Consider the following 19,925-nt stretch of genomic DNA (forward strand, 5'->3'; position numbering starts at 1 on the left):
GGGGGGGGGGGGGGGGGGGGGGGGGGCCGCCCGGCCCCCCCCCCCCGCCGCGCCCCCGCCGGCGGGCCCCCCCCGGGGGCCCCCCGGGCCCCCCCCCGCCCCCCCCCCCCCGGGCCCCCCCCCGGGGGGGGGGGGGGGGGGCCCCCCCCCCCCGGGGGGGGCGGGGCCCCCCCCCCCACGCCCAGCCAGGGGTGAGCTTGAGGGCGAGGGATGAGGGATGAGATCGGAAGTACGGGGTGGGGCCTGAGGCGAAAGGTAGGGTCGGGGCTGAGCTCTGAGGTCCCGTCGATCAGAAGTCCGGCGGCTGGGCCCGGACGTGGACCAGCTCGCGGCCAAGGGTTCGAGCGGGCGAGGGGGCAAACCCGCCAGGGCATCGGGCGGACGAGGAGGGGCGGCAGAGCCACCCGGGCAACGGCATCGAGTGGACGACCAAGCGTGATCAGCCGAACCGCCAACCGGGCCAACCGTGTAGGCGGCCGGTCGCCCGGCTCACAGGCCCGACCGTCCGGAACCTGGGCAGCCACGCTGTCGGGCCGCTCCCCCACGGCACCCCGCCGAGCACCTGAAACCGGGCAACGCGCCACCGCGCCACCCGGCCCAAGCCCCCGCCCCCGCCCCCGCCCCCACCACTCACCTCACCTCACTGCCGCTGGTCCCCCGCCCGGTCGAAGTGCTTCCGGATCCGCTGGATGTGCCCGCCCTCCGGGGCCGGCAGCAGGTCGTCCGGTTGCCGGTAGCCCGCGCTGGACGGGCGGAAGAAGTCGCGGGTGCGCTTCGCCGGCCCGCGCTCCGGGGGGAGGAAGTCGTCCGGGGGCAGCATCGCCGAGCCGCCGTGCTTCGGGGTGGTGGCCGCGTGGGCGTGGTGCCAGGTGGCGCGGGCGCCGAGGGCGGCGAGTTCGCCGTCCGGGGCGGCGGTGCGGGCCAGGGCGAACACGGTGGCCTCCTCCTCGCCGAGGTGGCCGGTGGTGAGCTCGACCAGTTGGGCGGCCAGGCGGTCGAAGCCGGGGGCCGTGGCGGAGCGGTACGACAGGCGCTCGACCAGGGCCTCCAGGGAGGCGTGGGTGGAGAGGCAGAGGTCCGCCTTCTCCACGCCGCCCGGGAGGCGGCGGACCAGCGGGTAGAGGGTGACTTCCTCCGCACGCAGGTGGCGCATCAGTTCGCCGGCCAGCGCGTCGGCCGCGGCGCGGCGGCGGGGGTCGCCGAGCTGCAGGCCGGTGAGGGCGCTGGCACGGTCGCGCAGTATCCGGTGGTGGGCGGTCAGCTCGTCCAAGAGGTCGTTGTGAGGCACGGCAATCGCTCCCTTGCTCCGCTCCCCCTCGCTCCCCCTCTCACACCGCCTGCCCGCCCCGGCGCCCCCTGACACCTGTGACAACCGGTACGACAACCGGCTCCCTCGTCACGAGGACAGCCCGATGCACTCCACGTCCACCTGGTCCGCCAGGTCCGTCAGCACGCCCACCATGGCACCGACCGTGCGCGGGTCGAGATCCAAGTCCTCCTCGGCCGGCCAGCTCGCCCACTCGGCGGCCAGCGAGCGCAGCAGATCGGTCACCTCGTCGGCGGGGAAGGCCAGTTGGCCTTCGGGCGTGGTCACTACCGTCACCATCACGCTGATCAACACCCTCACCTCCCGCCTGCGCGCCTACCCGGCCGGCCGCCCCGGAACCGCGGCTGCCCGGGCCGATGTGCCGCCCGCTCTCACAGCCCGCCGCCCATACTCGTCCAGCACGTCGTCGTCACCCGCCGTGACGGCAGCCCGCCGTCGGACCGGCTCCGTGCCGCCTGCGCCGAAGCCCTGGGGACGGACGGCTGATGGCCGATACCAGGCACCGGGCGGGGCTGTGGGCCCGCAACGGCGGTCCCGGGTGCTGGAGGAGCGGCAGTTCGGCCTCGGCGAGGAGGACCGACGACGGATGACCGGCGCCACCGGGCGAGCGTAACCTTGGGCACGGGGAATCGGAGGCGGTCATGACCGGCGTGGCCAGCGCCAACCGGGAGTTCGCCGGGCTCACCGGCGTCCTCGTGGGCCCGGACTACGACATGGTCGAATTCCTGCACCGCTCGGTCACCGACCAGCGCACCGGCAGCGCAGTCGCCGGGGTGGCCCGGGCGCTTTTCGGCGGACAGCCCGCGCCCGACGCCGTGCCGGCGCCGGGCGGCTGAGCGGCGGCCCGGAGCGCCCGATGGCCCGCCGACCGCACGGCATCCGACCGGCGACCCGCTGGCGACCGACCCCCGGACGGACGGCGAACCCCGGCGGTCGCCTTGAACGGTGACCCGGTCTCGCCCGTCTCGGCCCGCCGGATCGCCCGGCTGGCCGACGAGGTGGCGCGGCTGCGCGAGCGGCAGGCCCTGCACCACCTGCTGGACCTGGCCGCCGGGGTGCTGACCGAGCGCTTCGGGCTGGAGCCGTCGGAGGCCCGCGAGCAGCTGGCGGCGCTGGCGGAGGAGACCGGGCAGCTGCCCGAGGACCTGGCGGCCGACCTGCTCAACGAGGCCGCACGGCCGCCCTCGGCCGCCGCCGCGCCGCCCGGCCCGTCCCGGCAGGCCCGGCGCGCGGCGGAGCTGGCCGGTGCGGCGGAGAGCCTGGACGAGGTGGCGCAGACGCTGTTGCGCGAGGCGCTGGTCCCGCTGCGGGCGCAGGGGCTGCTGATCTGGCGGGAGGCGGCCGGCGGCTGCCTGGAGCTGGTCGGCGGCGCCGGGTTCGACGCCCTGGAGCGGACCCACTGGCGCTGGCTGTCGCCGCTCTGGCCGGGCCCGCTGCACCGGGTGCTCGCCGGGGGCCTGCCGTGCTGGCTGACGGACGGGCCGGACGGGCCCGAGCGGCTGCCCCGTCCGGCGGGGGCCGGACGGGCGGTGCTGCCGCTGCGCGCGGGCTCGGGCCCGCTGGGCGTGCTGCTGGTCTGCTGGCCGGCGCCGGCCGAACTGCCGCCGGAGCTGCGCCGGGAGCTGCTGGGGCTGACCGAGGTGGCCGGCCGGGTACTGGCGGCGGCCGACCGCACCGAACCGCTGCCGCGCCCGGTGCTGACCTCGCTGCTGGACCTGCTGGCCCACCCGGCGATCGTGCTGCACGGACCGGCCGTCTCCGGCGAGCTGCTGGTGGAGCACGCCAACCGGGCGGCCCGCCGGGCCGCCGCCCGGCCGCTGCCGGCCGACCCGCCGCCGCTGGACCAGCTGCTCCCCTACCCGGCCCCGGCGCTCGCCGAGCTGGTCGCCCGGGTCCGCGAGGCGCGCGCCCCGCGGACCGCCGCGCACCTGCCGGCCGAGCACAGACCCGGCGAGCCGGGGACCCTGACCAACGTCCGGGTGCTGCCGGTGGACGGCGAGCGGACGGTGGTGCTCTGGCACTCGGGCGCTCTGGAACACGGCTTCTCGATCCTGCGGGTGGTCGGCGCGCTGGCCGGCCTGGGGGCCTTCGAGGACGACCTGTCCACCGGCACCAGCCGGTGGACCGAGCACGCCTTCGGGCTGCTGGGCCTGGACGCGGACGCGCTGCCGCGTCCGCTGGCCGAGCTGGCCCCGCTGCTGGATCCGGGCGACGGCGAGGAGCTGGCCCGCGCGGTCCGCCGGCTGACGGACCACCAGGAGAGCCTGCGGCTGGTGGTGCGGGCCCGGCGGCCCGACGGCGGCCACCGCCACCTGCGGATCCTCGCCGAGCCGGTGCTCACCCACGGCACCCTGACCGGGATCACCGGGGTGCTCGAGGACGTCTCGGTGCAGCACCACACCGAGGTGGCGCTGGAGGCGACCTTCGACCAGCTGGCCACCGTGCGCGAGCGGTCGGCGCTGCGCCACCGGCTGGCGCTGCAGCTCCAGCAGGCGATCGTGCCGGAGGTGCCGGAGCCGCAGCAGCTGCCGGGCCTGGCGGTGGCCGCCCGGTACCGCCCGGCGGGGCAGGAGTACCGGGTCGGCGGCGACTGGTACGACGTCCTGCCGCTGCCGGAAGGCCGGGTGATGCTGGCGGTCGGCGACGTGGCCGGGCACGGCATCGACGCCGCCAACGGCATGGTGGCGCTGCGGAACGCGCTGCGCGGCCTGGCGCTGACCGGGCAGCCGCCCGCCCGGCTGCTGGGCTGGCTGAACGAGGTGGCGCTGCTCACCGCCGGCCAGCCGACCGCGACGGGGGTCTGCGCGGTCTACGACCCGCACCGGCGGCAGTTGCTCTGGGCGAGCGCCGGACACCTGCCGCCGCTGCTGCTGCGCCAGGGGCGGGCGGTGCTGCTGGATCGGGCGCACAACATCCTGCTGGGCGCGGCGAGTGGCAGGCGCTACCAGCAGACCGTCACCCCGCTGCGGGCGGGCGACACGCTCTTCCTCTACACCGACGGGCTGATCGAGCGCCGGGACACCGGCCTGGACAGCAGCCTGGCCGCGCTGCGCGACAGCGTCCAGGGGCTGCCGGCGGACGGGGTGGCCGAGCAGGCGGACCAGCTGCTGGCCCGCAGCACGGGGGACACCGAGGACGACGCCAGCCTGGTGGTGATCCGGATCCGCTGACCGGTCAGCGGGCCGCCACCTCGGCCCAGACGGTCTTGCCGCCGTCCCGCGGCCGGCTCCCCCAGGCGGTGCTGACCACGGCCACCACCCGCAGCCCGTGCCCGCCGGGCGCGGCCCCGTTCTGCACCGGCCGCAGCACGGGCGGGCTGGGGTCGCGATCGGAGACCTCGACCAGGATCAGCCCGTCCCGCCGCCGCAGCGCCACCTCGACCGGCCCGCCGCCGTACAGGCAGGCGTTGGTGACCAGTTCGGAGACCACCAGCAGCACGTCCTGGGCGGCGAGCCGGATCCGGTGGTCCGCGCCGGGCAGCCAGCCCCAGTCGACCAGCGCGTCGAAGGCGAAGCAGCGGCAGCGCCCGACGGTTCCGGTGATCGGTTCGGGCAGTGCCAGGCGGCGCAGGTCGGACATCCGCGGGCCTCCCGGCTCAGCCGCCGGTCTCGAGGGCGTCGGCGGGCGTCGGGTGGATGGTGAAGACGGTGGCGGCGCCGGTCACCTCGAAGAGCCGGGCGGCCTGCTCGCCGAGCCCGCACAGCTCGATCCGGCCGTCCGCGCCCTGCCGGGCCCGGAGCAGCACGTTGAGACCGGTGGAGTCGCAGAAGCCCACGCCGGTGAGGTCGACCAGCAGACGCGGCGCGGAGTCGGCCAGCGCCTCGGCGAGGGCCCGGCGCAGCTCCTCGGCGCTGTCCTGGTCCAGGTCCCCGGTCAGGCCGAGCACCGTGGTGCCGTCGGGTCCGCGGCTGGCGCGGATCTGCAGGCGGGGGTCACCGCCGGGTGTCCCGGTCATCGGACCGGCCCTCCTCACTGGTCGGCGCCCGCCGGTCCAGCCAGCGGCCGATCCGGGTGAGCAGTTCCGCGGTGTCCACCGGCTTGCTGACGTGGTCGTCGGCGCCGGCGGCCAGGCTCTTGGCGGGGTCGCCGGGCATCGCCTTGGCGGTCAGCGCGATGATCGGCAGTCGCCGGTAGCGGGGCGAGCGGCGGATCTCGGCGATCGCGGCGTAGCCGTCGAGCTCGGGCATCATCAGATCCATCAGCACCAGCGGGAAGCTCGCGGGGGCGAGCTCCAGCTTGCCGGCCTCCACCTTGGAGAGGTCCAGGATGTCGTTGATCAGCTGCAGCAGGTCGGAGCCGGCGGAGTGGATGACGCCCGCGTACTCGACCTGTTTGGGCGTCAGGTTCTCCTCGTTGTTCTGGGCCAGCAGCTGGGCCAGGATCAGCAGGCTGTTCAGCGGGGTGCGCAGCTCGTGGCTCATGTTGGCCAGGAACTCGGACTTGTACATCAAGGTGCGGGAGAGCTGCAGGGCGCGTTCCTCCAGCTCCTGGCGGCCCTCCTCGATCTCCAGGTTCTTCCCCTCGATGTCGCGGTTGCGCTGGGCCAGCTGTTCGGCCTTCTCGGCGAGTTCGGCGTTGGAGTCCTGCAGTTCGCGCTGCCGGGCGCGCAGTTCGCCGGTGAGCCGGCGGGCCTGCTGCAGCAGCTCGTCGGCGCGGGCGGTGGCGAGCAGCGAGCCGACGGTGATGCCGAGGGCCGCGGCGAGGCGGTCCAGCAGGTCGCGGTGGAGCGGGCTGAACGGGCGGAAGGAGGCGAGTTCGAGCACGGCCAGCAGCCGGTCCTCCAGCAGCACGGGCAGCAGGATCAGCTCGGCGGGGTCGCCGGAGCCGGTGCCGGTGCGGATGGTGGCGTAGCCGGGCGGCAGGTCGCGGACCAGCAGGGTGCGGTGGTCCCGGGCGGCCTGGCCGACCAGCGATTCGCCGAGCCGGAAGCTGCGGTCGGAGCCGCCGGGTGCGGTGCCGTAGCCGGCGACGGGTGCGAGTTCGGTGCCGTCCGGGCCCTCCCGGGCCAGGTAGAGCACGCCGTACTGGGCCCCGACCAGCGGGGCGAGTTCGGTGAGCAGTTGGTCGGCGGCGCCGGCGAGGTCGCGCCCGCCCTCGCCGAAGCCGGTGAGTCGGGCCAGGTTGGTCTCGAGCCAGTCCTGTTCGCGGTTGTCCCGGGTGGTGCGGCGCAGCGACTCGACCATCGCGTTGATGTCGTCCCGCAGCTCGCCGAACTCGCCGGGGGCGTCCACGGTGATCGACCGGGTGAGGTCGCCCTCGGCGACCTCGCGGGAGACCCGGGTGACCTCGGTGGCGACCAGGGCCAGCTGTTCCGCGGTGCCGTTGAAGACCCGGGCGATCTCGCCGAGCAGGCCGGCGGTGGTCTCGGGCAGCCGCACCGTCAGATCGCCGTCGCGCACGGCGGTCAGGCCGGCCACCAGTCCGCGCAGCGCCTCCTCACCCCCTGGTCCTGCCGGGCCCGCCGCTCGGGTCATGAGTTCACCTCACCGTCCTCCGGTGCGTTCCCCTTCTCACTCTCGCACGGCCGGCGGCCCGGGGCCGTCCACCGTTCCCTCGGCCTCGGCCATGGTGGCGTGCACCCGGAAGAAGTCCTCGGTGCCGGTGAGGGCGAGCAGCCGCCGCAGGGAGGGACGGGGCGCGACCAGGTCGAGTCCGCCGCCGCCGGCGGCCGCCGCGGCGCGGGCGCGCAGGATCACGCTGAGGCCGGTGGAGTCGCAGAACCGCAGGTCCGTGCAGTCCACCAGCAGCCACTGGTCGATGCGGCGCAGCTGGCGGTCCAGCGCGGTGCGCAGCAGGCCGGCGGTCTCGAGGTCCAGTTCGCCCTCGGGCACCACCACCGCGCCGCGCGCCCAGGGCCGGACCGACACGGTGAGGGCCGGTCCCGTCGCCGCCTGCCGGCCGTCCATCACGCATGCCACCTCCGGTGGTCCTGACGCAGCGTGTGCCCGGCGCCGAGCCGGGCAAACGCCCGCGGGCTCAGGCGGTGATCCGCAGGCCGAGCAGGCAGGTGTCGTCCAGCGGGTTGGGGGCGTCCAGGCGACGCAGCAGGTGGTCGAGCAGGCTCTCCAGGCCGGCGGTGCGGGCGGTCGCGGCGGCGCGGCGCAGCCGTTCCAGCGCCCGGCCGGGGTCCTCGCCGCGCCGTTCGAGCAGGCCGTCGGTGTAGAGCAGCAGGGTCTCGTGCGGGGCGAGCCGCAGCACGGCGCGGCCGTAGCGGGCCTCGGGCACGGCGCCGAGCAGCAGGCCGGGCGGGCTGTCCGGCACGGCGGTGCGGCCGCCGCGCAGCAGCAGCGGCGGCGGGTGGCCGGCCCGGGCCCAGCGCAGGGTGCGGGTGGCCGGGTCGAGCAGGCCGCAGACGGCGGTGGCGATGTAGCGGCTGCCCTGGTGGCAGAGCATGCCGTTCAGCCGGGCGAGCAGTTCCTCGGGCGGCGCGCCGGTGAAGGCCAGGCCGCGCAGGGCGAAGCGCAGTTGGGCCATGCCGGCGGCGGCGGGCAGGCCGTGGCCGGAGACGTCGCCGACCGCGACCAGCACCTGGCCGTCGGGGAGCGCCAGGGTGTCGTACCAGTCGCCGCCGACCTGGGCCTCGCGCTCGGCGGGCAGGTAGCGGGCGGCCACCTCGAGGCCGGGGACGGCCGGGCCGTGCGGGGCGGCGAGCAGGGCGTGCTGGAGGGTGTGCGTGGTGCGGCGCTGCTCGGCGAGCGCCTGGTCGGTGCGGCGCCGCTCGGTGATGTCGCGCAGGATGCCGTGCACCCGGCTGGGCCGGCCGCCGGCGGCCTCGGCGGTGGCGGCGAGGGTGCGGTCGGCGCGGGTGCGCAGCTCCCGGTCGAGCCGGGCGCCGGGGCGGCTGTCGATCAGTCGGCCGATCAGCTCGCGGAGCTCGGGTTCGGCGGCGAGCGGGACGGTGTCGGCGCCCGGGCGGCCGAGCAGCCGGGCGGCCTCGGGCGAGCAGGCGAGGTGGTCGCGGTCGCGGCCGGCGGGCCACTGCCAGCTGCCGAGGCCGGCCAGCCGGGCGGCCGGGTCGGGGTGGTCGCGGCTGAGCAGCAGGCCGTCGCGGAGCGGGACGGCGCGCACGGTCTCGGTGGGGGTGCGCCGCAGCAGCGGGCGGTCCTGGGCGAGGGCGTCGAGCAGCTCGGGCAGCAGGTCCGGGTGGGATTCGGAGATCCGCCCCCCGACCGGGTCCCCGGCGGCGGCGGGGTTGGCGTGGGTCACCCGCAGGTCGTGGGGGCGCCCGTCGCTGTCACGGACCGGTGCGAGCAGCAGCACCGGCTCGGCGAGGGCGTCCAGCACGGCGGTGAACCACTGCTCCTCGGAGCCCGCCGGCGGCTCGATGCGGGGCAGCCGGGCGGCGCAGAGCCCCGCGATCGCGGCGAGGTAGCGCTGGATGCCGGGGTCGCGGCGGACGCTGCCGGGCCAGGCGACGGCCATTGCCCCGACGGTGCGGTCGCGCAGCCGCAGCGGCAGCGCGCAGCGGGTGCCGCCGGGGAGCACGGCCCGGTCGGCGGGGCCCTCGTCCCAGACGGGTGCGGCCCGGCGGACCGCTTCGACCAGCGGGACGCCGGCGGCGGGCGGGATGCGCTGCCACTGCGCCGCCCGCCGGGCCGCCACCCCGTGGGCGGCCACCAGGCGCAGGGCGCCGTCGGGCTCCAGGGCGGCGACGGCGAGCGCGGTCACGCCGATCGGGGCGAGCGCCGTCTCCGCGAGGGCGTGGGCGAGGTCGCGGCCGTCGGCGGTGGCGCCGATGGCGGAGGCGGCGAGGTGGTAGCGCACGTCGCCGGGGGTGGGCGGGGGGTGGGGGGCGGTCACGGGGCCGGCGGGTGCGCCCTCGGGCTCGGGCTCCGGTGCGGCTGCGGGCGCCGCCGCCGGTGCGGCGCTGGGCGGTGGTGCCGCGGCGGCCAGCAGTTCGGCGGCCACTTCGGACAGCTTGCGGTTCTCCCGCTGCGAGTCGCGGGCCAGCCGTTCGAAGGCCTGCTCCGGGGTGATCCGCTCGCGCTCGACCAGCGCGCCCTTGGCCTGCTCGATCACCGCGCGGGTGCGCATCGCCCGCCGCAGGCCCTCCAGCTCGGCCCGCAGCCGGTCGACCGCGGCCTGCGGGCTCAGCTGCTCATCCGACATCGACCGCCGCCCTTCCGTGGCCTCCAGCGTAGGCCGCGGTCAGTCGGCGGGCTCGGGCTCCGGCTCCTCGTTCAGCCGCTCGCGCAGGTCCCGCAGGGTGGCCGTGAGCAGCCGGGAGACGTGCATCTGCGAGATCCCGACCCGCTCGGCGATCTGGCTCTGGGTCAGGTCGCCCCAGAACCGCAGGGCCAGGATCCGCTGCTCCCGCTCGGGCAGGGCGGCGAGCAGCGGGCGGACCGACACCCGGAACTCGATCAGGTCGAGTTCGCCGTCCTGCTGCCCGAGCCGGTCCAGCAGGGAGCTGCCGGCCGGGTCCTCGTCGTCGCGCAGTGCGTCCAGGGAGTCGGTGCGGCAGGCCCGGGCGGCCGCCTGGCCCGCCAGCACCTCCTCGGCCGCCAGGCCCAGGGCCTCGGCGATCTCGGCCGTGCACGGGGCCCGGCCGAGCTTCTGCTCCAGGCGGTCGGCCCCGCGCACCACCGTCAGGTAGAGCTCCTGCACGCTGCGCGGCACCCGGACCGCCCAGGAGGTGTCGCGGAACCAGCGCTTGATCTCGCCGGAGATGGTCGGGATCGCGTAGGTCAGGAACTCGACGCCGCGGTCCGGCCGGTAGCCGTCCACGGCCTTGATCAGCCCGACCGTGCCGATCTGGATCAGGTCCTGCATCTCCTCGGAGCGGTGCCGGAAGCGGGCGGCGACGAACCGCACCAGCGGCATGTTCAGCTCGATGATGGTGCCGCGCACGTAGCTGTAGTCGGCGCTCTCGCGCGGCAGTGCGGCCAGCCGGGCGAAGAGCGCGTCGCTCAGCTCGCGGGCCTCGGTCTTGCCCATGGCGCGCAGTGCGGCGCGGCTCAGCCGCGGCAGCGCGGTGTCGGTGGGCGGGGTGGTCTCGGTGGGCTCGGTGGGCTCGGTGGGCTCGGTGGCGGTCGCCGGAGCAGGCATCGTGTCCATCTCCTGGCAGGGTGAACCGGCGCGTCGGGCCGGCCGGTTCAAGGCCACTGCCCGTGTACGCGAATCGTTGACACCCGGCTGCTTCAGGTGATGGGGACCGCTTGTGCACCACGGTCCACCCGCGCACCTACCCAGGTCGGCCGCCGTCAACCGCCCGCGGCGGTTTCGCTCCGCCGCAGGCCGGAAAGGCGCCCGCCGAGAGCGAGAGGGGCGTGCCATGACCGATCGGGAGACCGTCCGCGAACTGCTGCGCGAGCACGGCGAGACCTACGCCGAACAGGCCGGCATCCGGCTGCGGAACGCGCCCTCGCCGCTCTACCGCCTGCTGGTGCTGAGCGTGCTCTGCGCCACCCGGATCAAGGCGGACCTCGCCGTCGACGCCGCGCGCGAGCTCTCCCGCGACGGGCTGCGCACCCCGCGGGCGATGGCCGACGCCTCCTGGCAGTCGGTGGTCGACGCGCTGGGCCGGGCCCACTACCGCCGCTATGACGAGAGCACCGCCACCGCCCTGCACGACGGCGCCGAGCTGCTGCTGCACCGCTGGCACGGCGACCTGCGGCGGCTGCGCGCCGAGGCGGACGGCTCCCCGGCGGCCGTGCGGCGGCTGCTCCAGGAGGTGCCGCGGATCGGGCCGACGGGCGCCGACATCTTCTGCCGGGAGGCCCAGACCGTCTGGCCCGAGCTGCGGCCGGCCTTCGACCGCGCCGCCCGCGGCCGGGCCGACGAGCTCGGCCTGCCCGGCACGCCGGCGGAGCTGGCCGCGCTCGCCCCCGGCGGCGACTGCGCGCGGCTGGCTGCCGCGCTGGTCCGCTCCAAGCTGGCGGGGTGAGCTGGGTCGAGCCGGGTCAGTCGGGCGGCTCCGGGTGCTCCCCGGGCTGCCCGGGGTCCGACGGGCCGGGGTCGGCCGGGTCGGGCGGCAGCTCGGGCGTGCCGGGCGGGGCCGGCGGATCCGGCGGGACGGCCGGCGCGACCGGCTCCGGCGGGTCCGGGAGCGCGGGCGGCTCGGGCAGCGGGTAGGACTCCAGCGTCGGGTCGTCGTAGTCGGGCACGGTCGCCATCGTCACTCCTCGGTCTCGGTCACTCCTCGGCCTCGGCCGGCCTTCGCCCGTCACCACGAGAAGATCCGGGCCACCATGAACACCAGCACGCTCAGCACCAGCAGGGCGATCAGCAGCATCGGCCAGGCGCCCCAGGCCGTGCGCAGTTCGGGCGGCTCGGGCACCGAGATGCCGGCGGTGGTGCTGCCCTCGCCCTCGGGCGTCTCGCCGGCGGGCGGGCCCCGGCGCACCGGTGCTGGGGCGGCCCGGGTGGGCGGGGCGCGGTGGACGGTGGACGGGGTGTGCTGCTCCAGCGCGTCCAGCACGCCGATCAGCCCGAACTCCGCCTCCGACCGGTCCGCGGCGCGGGAGCGGCCGTAGGCGAGCGATCCGTCGTGCGAGAAGACGGCGGTCAACTCCCAGTCTCCGCGCACCATCCGGAACCGCCCGGCGGCGCTGCGCGGCGGCCCGGCGGGCTCCCAGTCGACCGTCCAGCCGAGGGCGGCGGCCTGGGTGTGCACCAGGGCCTGGTCCAGGCTCCAGTGGGGGCCGCTCAGCGGGGCGAGCGGCTGCGTCGGCTTGGTGGTCATGGCTCCTCCTCTCGAAGTCCCCTCGAAGTCCCATTGAAGTCCTGTCGAGGTCCCGTTGAAGGCGGTCAGGCGGTGCCCGGCAGGCCGCCGGCCGCCGCGTGCTCGGTGGCCGGGCCGCCGGTGCGCGACCGCCGGGCCCGTTCGCCGAGGTGGTCCAGCTCGCCGGCCGGGGCGGCCCCGGCCGCGGCCGGGAAGGCGGTCGCCTCCTCGGCGTCCAGGTGCGCGGTGACCCGGGCGACCAGGTCCGCCGCGAGGCGGTCGAACCCGGGTGCGTCGGGTGCGCGCCAGGTCAGCTCGGTCAGCAGTTCGGCGATCGCCCGGTGCTCGGAGCGGCCGCGGCCCGCCACCGCCTCGTGGTCGGGCCGGTGCCGCAGCAGCGGGTGGAGGCAGGCCTCCTCGGTGCGGCCGTGCCGCACCAGCAGGGCGGCCAGCCGGTCCAGCAGCGGCTTGCGCCGGCCGTCGCCGGGCGGCAGCCCGCCGAACTCGGTGCAGAGTTCCCGAATGGTCCGGTGGTCGGCCGACAGCTCGGTCAGCAGGTCCGATCCGGCGGTCATGGCCGCACCTCCTTCCGCGTCGCCGTTCGTTCCGGGCGTCTGCCCGGGGAGCGTCGGTCCATGCGGGTGCACTCGATGGTGTCCGGGTGGATAGGAATCCGTCCGTGTGGGCAGACTTCCCGCACGACCCCGAGGGGCGGAGGAGGTGAGGGAGATGGCCGGGACCAGGTTGGTGAAGCAGCGCCCCAGCGTGCGGCGACCGCGGCCCCCGCTCGACCTGCGAACGCCGTCGGGCCGTCCGCTGCCGTACTGAGTGGCGTACTGATGCCGCGTTGAGCTGACTATGTGTCAGCTCATGAGCTCGTGCCGGAAGTCGGCGGCCAGCCACGCCACCACGGCGTGCAGGCTGCCCCGCCGCTCCCGCACCGCCCGCTGCCGGTCCGCCCCGGTGCCGCGCGCCCGCAGACGTTGCGTCAGGTACCGGGCGGAGGCCAGGTCGCCGTGCGCGGCCAGGCCCGGCAGTGCCCGGGCGAGCAGCCGGTGCAGCTGCTGGTCCACCGGCAGCCGGCGCCCGTCCACCGGGTCCAGTGCGGCGCCGCGCAGTCCGGTCCTGGCCGCCTGCCAGTGCGCCGCCTCCAGCAAGGGGGCCTCCGGCGCGGGCTCCGGGTCGGCCAGCAGCGACCAGGCCAGCCCGCGCAGCAGGGTGGCCAGCAGCACCGTGGTCTCCAGCTCGGTGCTGACGTCGAAGGCGCGGACCTCCAGGGTGGGCAGGTGCTCCGACGGCCGGGCATACCAGTAGATCATCCGACGGTCCACCAGCGGACCGTCCGCCACCAGGGCGTCGGCGGTGCGCTCGTAGCCGTCGAGGTCGAGCAGCGGCGCGGGGCCGACGGTCGGCCAGCTCCGGTGGACCAGCGAGCGGCTGCTCGCGAAGCCGTGGTCCCGGCCCTCGACGAACGGCGAGTTGGCGCTGAGCGCCTGGCAGATCGGCAGCCAGGGCCGGAGCAGTCCGCTCAGCCGCAGCGCCACGGCCCGGTCGAGGTCGCCCAGGTGGACGTGGCAGCCGCACAGTTCGGCACCGAAGCCGTCGGCCAGTCCGCCGTGCCGGTCGGCGATGGTGCGGTAGCGCGGCGAGTCGGTGACGGGCAGCGGGTGCCGGCTGGGCAGCACGGCGGTGCCGGAGGCGACCAGCAGGCAGTCGCAGCGGGCCGCCGCCCGGGCCATGCTGCGGCGCATCGCGGTGAGCTCGGCGCGCAGCTGGGTCGGGGTGTCCACCGGCGGGGTGCAGGCCTCGACCTGGGTGGCCAGGAACTCCGGCTGCGCCCGCGGCCCCAGCTCCACGGCGGCCCGCGCCAGCACCTCGGGGGCCCGGGCGACGGTGCGGTGGGTGGCGGGGTCGACCAGCAGGTACTCCTCCTCCACGCCGAACCGGAGCCGGCCCGGCCCCCGCTCGGCGGACTGCGAACGGCTCGGGGCGGTGCGCGGTGGGCGGCTCACTTCGGCCTCCTGCGATCGGTCCGGGGTCAGGCGTCTGCCCCGTACCCGGGCGGGGAAACCGGGGAGCCGTCCCCCGAACGGCCGCCCGAGGTGACGCGGCGTCCGCCGCTGGCGAAGCTGATCGCATGACGACTCCCCACCCGGCCGCCTGCGCCGGACCGCGCGCGTGACGGCAGATCAGGTCCTGGCCGGCGCCGGACCGATCGCCGCCCGGAGCTGCCGTCGGCGGGGCACCTGATCGTGCTGGGGGCGGGCGCCGGGCCGGCCCTCCCCCGGACGGACCATGCCGGTCGTGGCGGGGCTGCTTGAGCGAACCGGACCCGGGTTCGCGATCGTCACGCCATGAGGCGGGGGGCGCCCGGCTCACCCCGTCCGGCCGTCGCCCGCCGCCATCCCGCCCCCCACTCCCGCTCCCACCGCCGCCGCCACGCCCGCGAGGTCCGTGGCCCGGCGCAGTGCCGCCACCGCGCCGGCTCCGGCCAGGTCCGCCAGCACCCCGCGCGGCCCGCACTCCACGAAGCGGTCGACCCCACCGTCCGTCAACTCCCGCAGCGCGGTGCGGAATCCGGTCGGGTACAGCAGATGGGCGACGGCGAGTTCGCCGATCGGCTCGGCGGCCCGGTAGCGGCGCCCGAGCACCGGGGAGTACAGCGGCCAGACCGGGCGGGCGGGGGCCAGGTCGGCGATCAGCCCCTTGAAGTGCAGGGCGACACGCGCCAGCAGCGGGTTGTGGAAGGCGTACGGCACGGGCAGCCGGCTGCTGGTGATCCCCAGCGCCTCGGTCGCCCACCGCAGCCGGGCCAGGGCCGCCTCTGAGCCCGAGACCACGCACTGCCGGGGCGAGTTGTCGGCGGCGAGCGCCAACTCGGGGTCGTCCAGCAGCCCGATCAGGTGCTCGGTCAGCCGGGCCGGCGCCGCCACCGCGACCAGCCCGCCGGCCGGCGGCGGCCAGGCGGCGAACGCCCGGTCCCGCGCGTCCACCAGGCGCACGCCCTGTTCCAGGGTGAGCGCGCCGCCGGCCGTGAGCGCGACCAGTTCGCCGAAGCTGTGCCCGACCAGCACGGCCGGCCGCACCGCCAGCCGGTCGGTGAGCAGCCGGAAGAGCGCGAGTTCGGTGGCCAGGATCGTCATGTGCAGGTCGGCGGGCCGCTGGTGGGCCAGGTCGGCGAGCGCGGGTGCGGCCGCGTCCAGCAGCAGCGGGCTGATCGGCTCGCGGTCGAGCGCGGCGAGGGCTTGGTCGACCTCGGCGACGGTCTGCCGCACCACGGGTTCGTCGGCCAGCAGGCGGAGCGCGCCGGGCAGGTAGGCGCCCTGGCCGGGGAAGAGGAAGGCGATGCGGCGACCGGTCACGGAGACCTCCGCGGGAGAGCTCTCGGGCTGTGGTTCGCCCGCCAACGTACCGCCGGGCGCTCCGCCGCATGCCGCTCATCCGAAAAGCGCAAGATACTGTCCACCGATGAACGGACCCGGCGCCCCGGAGCCCGGGTCCGACCGCCCGCCGCCCGCCCCCGACCGCTCCGCGACCGGGCTCGATCAGCCGCGCACCAGCGCCCCCGGGTCGGCCGGCTCGCCCCAGCCGTGGGTGAAGAACCGCTGGTCCGAGCAGCCCAGGAAGGTGGTCAGCGCGGTGTGGGTGGTGGGGAACATCGGCAGTGGCAGCCGGGAGGCGGGCGACCAGCACACCCGGGAGTGCCGGGACGGCTCCGCGTTCACCAGCTCGCCGGTCCAGCCGAAGGCGGCGAAGACGTGCAGCAGGAACGGGCCGGAGCCGTCCCAGGCCTCGCGCACCTGCACGGTCTGCTCCAGGGTCAGGTCGTCCGGATGGACGGTCAGCCCCGTCTCCTCGCGCACCTCGCGGACGGCGGCCTCGTCCAGCCGCTCCCCCGGCTCGACCCTGCCGCCGGGGATCGTCCAGGCCGGCTCCGGCAGCCAGGGCCGCGGGGAGTACTCGACGGTGACCACGGAGTCGGACTCCCCGTCATAGACGATGACGCTGACGGTCTGGCGAAGGCTGAGCATCCGGTCGGTCTCCTGCCGGGCGTGGGGGGGGTGCGGCGGTCCCGGTCGCGTCCGGGCCGCGCGGGCCGGTGGTGGTGCAGGGTTCGAGCGTGGCAGCCGCGGCCGCGCGGCGGGGCCGGCCCGGTCAGCTGTCACCCGATCGTGCGAACGGGGATTCGAGAGCTGACCGGCGGGACCACCCCGCGCGGACCCGGTCCGGCGTGCGCAAATGCCGCACTCCCGAGCCATCCCGCCGCCCGCCGGCCGCACATTTGATCGAACCGCTCGGCACCGGGCATGATGCGCCTCTCCAGAAAGGGGGGAACGGCACCCGGCTGGTGGAGTCGTGACGCCGTGCCAACACACCATCAACACCTCCGAGACGTCCGGCGCCCCCGTCGCCGAGGCCCCCGCCGCTCCTGACGCCGCTCCTGACGCCGAGCCGGCCCCCGCACCCGCTCCCCTCCCGCCCGTCCCCGCCGGTGCCCGGTTCGGAGCCCTGCTGCGCCGTGCCTGCACCGTCCCCCGGCTGCTGCTCCTGCTGATCGCCGCGCTCGCCGCCGTCGGCTACGCCTGGTCGCTCGACAGCGAGGGCCTGGAGACCTACTACGCCGCCGGCGTGCGCAGCATGGCCGGCAGCTGGCACGCGTTCTTCTACGGCGCCTACGACCCCGCCGCCGCCACCACGCTCGACAAGCTGCCCGGCGCCTTCTGGGTGCAGGCGCTCTCGGTGCGCGCCTTCGGCTACTCGGTCTGGGCGATGGTTCTCCCCCAGGTGATCGAGGGCACCCTCGCGGTGCTGGTGCTCTACCGCGCGGTGCGCCGGATCGGCGGCGCCGCGCCCGCGCTGATCGCGGCGGCCGTGCTGGCCGCGAGCCCGGTGACGCTGGCCACCACCCGAGGCAACCTCTCCGAGCCGCTCTACCTGCTGCTCCTGCTGCTCGCGGCGGACGCGGTGCTGCGCGTGGTGCTGCTGGGCCGGCGCCGTTCGGGCTGGGCGGCGGCGCTCTGGGTGGCGCTGGCCTTCCAGGCGAAGATGACGGAGGCCTGGTTCCTGCTCCCCGCCCTGGTCCTGGCGCTGGTCACGGCCGCGCCGCGCGGGGCGCGGCTGCGGGCCCTGCTGCGCGGCCTGCTGCTGAGCACGGTGGCGGCGGCGCTCTCGCTCTCCTGGATGCTCTTCTTCACGCTCACTCCGGCGGCCGACCGGCCGGTGGCGGACGGCAGCGCGAACAACTCGGTCTTCGAGCAGGTCTTCAGCTACAACGGTGGCCAACGGCTCAACCAGGGCGTCGACTTCGGCCTGCCTCCGCTGACGAAGCCGGACCCTGCGCTGGTGGCGCACCTGGAGCAGTACCTGACGCCGGAGCACGGCCTCGGCGTCTACCCGGCGAGCACCTTCGCCAAGCCCGCCTGGGACCGGCTGCTCTCCGCACCGCTGGGCGCGGACACCGGCTGGCTGCTGCCCCTGGCGCTGGCCGGCGCGGTGCTGCTGCTCCTGGTGCTGCCGCGCCGGCTGCCGGGCGCGCTGACCCGGCGCGCCGCCGGTCCGCTGCCCGAGGCGCGGGCCGAACTGCGGCGGATGCGGCCCGCGGTGGCGCTCTGGACGGCCTGGCTGCTGGTGGCCGCCGTCGCGTTCAGCGGCGTCGGGGCGCTGCACGACTACTACTTGGCGACCATGGTGCCGGCCATCGGCGCGCTGACCGGGCTCACCGTGACCACGCTCTGGCGCCGCTCCCGGGGCCTGCTGGCCGTGCTGCTGGTGCTCCAGGGCGTCTGGAGCGCCGGCCTGCTCTACGGCCAAGGCCCCGTGCTGCGGTGGCTGTTGGTGCTCGCCGGGATCGCGGCCGGCGCGGTGCTGCTGCTCCACGGCCGGGCGCGCGGCGGACTCCGCCGACCGGCCCGGGCGCTGGCGGCCGCGCTCACCCTCGCCGTGCTGGTGGCGGGCCCCGTGACGGCCGGTGTCTGGCTGCTCGCCCGCTCGGCCGGCCCGTTCGACACGCCCTTCCTCTCCTCGGGCACCTTCGCGCAGCCGGCCGGGCCCGCGCCGCACAACCGGCGCGCGGTCACCGGGGTGTATGCCGGCTCGTACATGTCCCGTCCCACGGCGGCGAACTGGTCCGCGATGATGAAGTCCGGCGCCGACCTGAACGCGCTGCTCGGCGCCAACCACCATGACGTGCTGGTCTTCCAGGCCACCGCCGCCGACAGCTACGTGATGGGCGGACTGACCCACATCCGGGTGATCGGCGGCTTCACCGGGAACCTGCCCTCCCCCAGCGCCGACGACGTCGCCGCGCTGATCTCGTCCGGGCAGATCAGCAGCGCCCTCGTCCCCGGCCCCGACGTGGTGGACGGCGACGACCCCCGGGTGCGGGTCGTCAAGGACCGCTGCATGCCGCACTCCGCCAACCAGCAGGCCGACCTCCTGGTCTACCTCTGCCCCTGATCAGCTCTCCCTGATCATCCGCCCCTGACCGGAAAACCCTTGGCGCACCGCCGGGTCCAACCCCCACCATGGTGCGCATGTCCCAGTACGCCACCGCCGAGAACCCCGCAGTCGCGGGGGCGGTGGCTGCTGCTCCGGCATTCGCAGCCGCCGCATTCGACGGCGCACGAAGCTGACCTTCCCCGGGTCCGTCCATCCCGGGACCTCGTCCGGGGAAGGTGGCTCGTGGCTGAGGTCCCGTCAGCAGGCTGACGAATCACGGAGATCGAAGAGAGATGGCCAAGCAGGCTTTCGTGCGCACCAAGCCGCACCTGAACATCGGCACCATGGGTCACGTCGACCACGGCAAGACCACGCTCACCGCCGCCATCACCAAGGTGCTGGCCGACCGCGGCACCGGCACCTTCGTGCCGTTCGACCGGATCGACCGCGCCCCGGAGGAGAGCGCCCGCGGCATCACCATCAACATCTCGCACGTCGAGTACGAGACCGCCACCCGGCACTACGCGCACGTGGACATGCCCGGGCACGCCGACTTCGTGAAGAACATGATCACCGGCGCCGCCCAGCTGGACGGTGCGATCCTGGTGGTCTCCGCCCATGACGGGCTGATGCCGCAGACCGCCGAGCACGTGCTGCTGGCCCGCCAGGTCGGCGTCGACCACGTGGTGGTGGCGCTCAACAAGGCCGACGGGGCCGACCCCGAGCTGCTGGAGCTGATCGAGCTGGAGGTGCGCGAGCTGCTCTCCGCGCACGGCTACGACGGCGCCGGGCTGCCCGTGGTCCCGGTCTCGGGGCTGCGCGCGCTGGAGGGCGACCCGGTCTGGACGGCCGCGCTGCTCCGCCTGCTGGACGTGATCGACGAGTACGTGCCGACCCCGGTCCGCTACACCGACGCCCCGTTCCTGCTGCCGATCGAGAACGTGCTCACCATCACCGGCCGCGGCACCGTGGTGACCGGTGCGGTGGAGCGCGGGCGGATCCGCCTGGGCGACCGGGTGGCGGTGCTGGGCTACGGCTCGCGGGTGGAGTCCACGGTCACCGGCGTGGAGACCTTCGGGCGCACCATGGAGTCCGCCGAGGCGGGCGACAACGTGGCGCTGCTGCTGCGCGGGGTGCAGCGCGGCGAGGTCCGCCGCGGCCAGGTGGTGGCCGTCCCGGGCAGCACCCGGGTGCACACCGGGTTCACCGCCCGGCTGCACCTGCTGGACACCGCCCAGGGCGGCCGCCGCACCGGCATCACCAGCGGCTACCGCCCGCAGTTCTACCTGCGCACGGGCGATGTGGTCGGCCGCGTCGACCTGCCGGCCGGCACCGGCCAGGTGCTGCCCGGCGAGACCGTGGAGGCCACGGTGACGCTGGGCGAGGCGGTCCCGCTGGAGCCCGGCCTGACCTTCGCCGTCCGCGAGGGCGGCCGCACGGTCGCGGCGGGGGCGGTGCGGGAGATCCTGGCGTAGGAGTCTCCTGAGGTGGTGGGCT

General features: G+C 76.2%; 19 protein-coding genes. 5 read left to right on the forward strand and 14 right to left on the reverse strand.

Going from position 1 to position 19,925, the window contains the following annotated elements; genetic code table 11:
- Positions 1–640 precede the first annotated feature (640 nt).
- The gene (locus ACFYNO_RS25625) at positions 641–1,288 is read right to left on the reverse strand and encodes a hemerythrin domain-containing protein (RefSeq protein WP_388016908.1); all 648 of its coding nucleotides are present in this window, start codon (positions 1,286–1,288) and stop codon (positions 641–643) included.
- Between the two features lie 108 nt (positions 1,289–1,396).
- On the reverse strand, positions 1,397–1,594 hold the full coding sequence (locus ACFYNO_RS25630; protein WP_388016911.1) for a DUF6213 family protein: 198 nt from the start codon (positions 1,592–1,594) through the stop codon (positions 1,397–1,399).
- Between the two features lie 374 nt (positions 1,595–1,968).
- Between ACFYNO_RS25630 and ACFYNO_RS25635 the strand changes: the two genes are divergently transcribed.
- A complete protein-coding gene (locus ACFYNO_RS25635) occupies positions 1,969–2,163 on the forward strand; it encodes a hypothetical protein (RefSeq protein ID WP_388016914.1) in 195 nt (64 codons plus the stop codon).
- Positions 2,164–2,265: 102 nt separating this feature from the next.
- Positions 2,266–4,497 carry a GAF domain-containing SpoIIE family protein phosphatase gene (locus ACFYNO_RS25640; protein ID WP_388016917.1) on the forward strand — a complete coding sequence of 744 codons (2,232 nt, stop codon included), beginning with the start codon at positions 2,266–2,268 and terminating at the stop codon, positions 4,495–4,497.
- Positions 4,498–4,501: 4 nt separating this feature from the next.
- Here ACFYNO_RS25640 and ACFYNO_RS25645 read toward each other — a convergent pair whose 3' ends face one another.
- The 6 genes from ACFYNO_RS25645 to ACFYNO_RS25670 form a co-directional block, all read right to left on the reverse strand.
- On the reverse strand, positions 4,502–4,906 hold the full coding sequence (locus ACFYNO_RS25645; RefSeq protein ID WP_388016920.1) for an ATP-binding protein: 405 nt from the start codon (positions 4,904–4,906) through the stop codon (positions 4,502–4,504).
- A 16-nt stretch (positions 4,907–4,922) separates the two neighbouring features.
- Positions 4,923–5,282: an STAS domain-containing protein gene (locus tag ACFYNO_RS25650; protein WP_388016923.1), complete on the reverse strand. Its 360-nt coding sequence runs from the start codon at positions 5,280–5,282 to the stop codon at positions 4,923–4,925.
- On the reverse strand, positions 5,260–6,801 hold the full coding sequence (locus ACFYNO_RS25655) for a histidine kinase dimerization/phospho-acceptor domain-containing protein (RefSeq protein ID WP_388016926.1): 1,542 nt from the start codon (positions 6,799–6,801) through the stop codon (positions 5,260–5,262). Before ACFYNO_RS25655 ends, ACFYNO_RS25650 begins: the two co-directional genes overlap by 23 nt.
- Positions 6,802–6,837: 36 nt before the next feature.
- On the reverse strand, positions 6,838–7,233 hold the full coding sequence (locus ACFYNO_RS25660; protein ID WP_388016929.1) for an STAS domain-containing protein: 396 nt from the start codon (positions 7,231–7,233) through the stop codon (positions 6,838–6,840).
- A gap of 70 nt (positions 7,234–7,303) precedes the next feature.
- The gene (locus tag ACFYNO_RS25665) at positions 7,304–9,436 is read right to left on the reverse strand and encodes a SpoIIE family protein phosphatase (RefSeq protein WP_388016932.1); all 2,133 of its coding nucleotides are present in this window, start codon (positions 9,434–9,436) and stop codon (positions 7,304–7,306) included.
- A gap of 39 nt (positions 9,437–9,475) precedes the next feature.
- A complete protein-coding gene (locus tag ACFYNO_RS25670) occupies positions 9,476–10,375 on the reverse strand; it encodes a SigB/SigF/SigG family RNA polymerase sigma factor (protein WP_388016935.1) in 900 nt (299 codons plus the stop codon).
- Between the two features lie 226 nt (positions 10,376–10,601).
- Between ACFYNO_RS25670 and ACFYNO_RS25675 the strand changes: the two genes are divergently transcribed.
- A complete protein-coding gene (locus ACFYNO_RS25675; RefSeq protein ID WP_388016938.1) occupies positions 10,602–11,213 on the forward strand; it encodes an endonuclease in 612 nt (203 codons plus the stop codon).
- A gap of 16 nt (positions 11,214–11,229) precedes the next feature.
- Here ACFYNO_RS25675 and ACFYNO_RS25680 read toward each other — a convergent pair whose 3' ends face one another.
- The 6 genes from ACFYNO_RS25680 to ACFYNO_RS25705 all read right to left on the reverse strand — a co-directional run bounded on the left by ACFYNO_RS25680 (position 11,230) and on the right by ACFYNO_RS25705 (position 16,021).
- Complete coding sequence (locus tag ACFYNO_RS25680; protein WP_388016941.1) at positions 11,230–11,442, reverse strand: hypothetical protein; 213 nt, start codon at positions 11,440–11,442, stop codon at positions 11,230–11,232.
- Between the two features lie 50 nt (positions 11,443–11,492).
- Entirely contained in the window at positions 11,493–12,011 is a 519-nt protein-coding gene (locus ACFYNO_RS25685) for a DUF6480 family protein (RefSeq protein ID WP_388016944.1), read from the reverse strand.
- A gap of 65 nt (positions 12,012–12,076) precedes the next feature.
- Complete coding sequence (locus ACFYNO_RS25690) at positions 12,077–12,565, reverse strand: hemerythrin domain-containing protein (RefSeq protein WP_388016947.1); 489 nt, start codon at positions 12,563–12,565, stop codon at positions 12,077–12,079.
- 288 nt (positions 12,566–12,853) lie between these two features.
- Positions 12,854–14,002: a YbdK family carboxylate-amine ligase gene (locus tag ACFYNO_RS25695; protein ID WP_388016950.1), complete on the reverse strand. Its 1,149-nt coding sequence runs from the start codon at positions 14,000–14,002 to the stop codon at positions 12,854–12,856.
- 363 nt (positions 14,003–14,365) lie between these two features.
- Positions 14,366–15,352, reverse strand: a complete 987-nt coding sequence (locus ACFYNO_RS25700; protein ID WP_388016953.1) for an ACP S-malonyltransferase — start codon at positions 15,350–15,352, stop codon at positions 14,366–14,368.
- A 183-nt stretch (positions 15,353–15,535) separates the two neighbouring features.
- Positions 15,536–16,021 carry an NUDIX domain-containing protein gene (locus ACFYNO_RS25705; protein WP_388016956.1) on the reverse strand — a complete coding sequence of 162 codons (486 nt, stop codon included), beginning with the start codon at positions 16,019–16,021 and terminating at the stop codon, positions 15,536–15,538.
- A gap of 325 nt (positions 16,022–16,346) precedes the next feature.
- Between ACFYNO_RS25705 and ACFYNO_RS25710 the strand changes: the two genes are divergently transcribed.
- Together ACFYNO_RS25710 and tuf are read left to right on the forward strand one after the other, a co-directional pair.
- Positions 16,347–18,446 (forward strand): ArnT family glycosyltransferase, encoded by a 2,100-nt coding sequence (locus ACFYNO_RS25710; RefSeq protein WP_388016959.1) that lies wholly within the window; start codon positions 16,347–16,349, stop codon positions 18,444–18,446.
- Between the two features lie 275 nt (positions 18,447–18,721).
- Positions 18,722–19,903 carry an elongation factor Tu gene (gene tuf, locus ACFYNO_RS25715; protein WP_388016962.1) on the forward strand — a complete coding sequence of 394 codons (1,182 nt, stop codon included), beginning with the start codon at positions 18,722–18,724 and terminating at the stop codon, positions 19,901–19,903.
- The last annotated feature ends 22 nt before the right edge of the window (positions 19,904–19,925 follow it).

The organism is Kitasatospora sp. NPDC006697, assembly GCF_042869935.1.
Taxonomy (GTDB): domain Bacteria; phylum Actinomycetota; class Actinomycetes; order Streptomycetales; family Streptomycetaceae; genus Kitasatospora.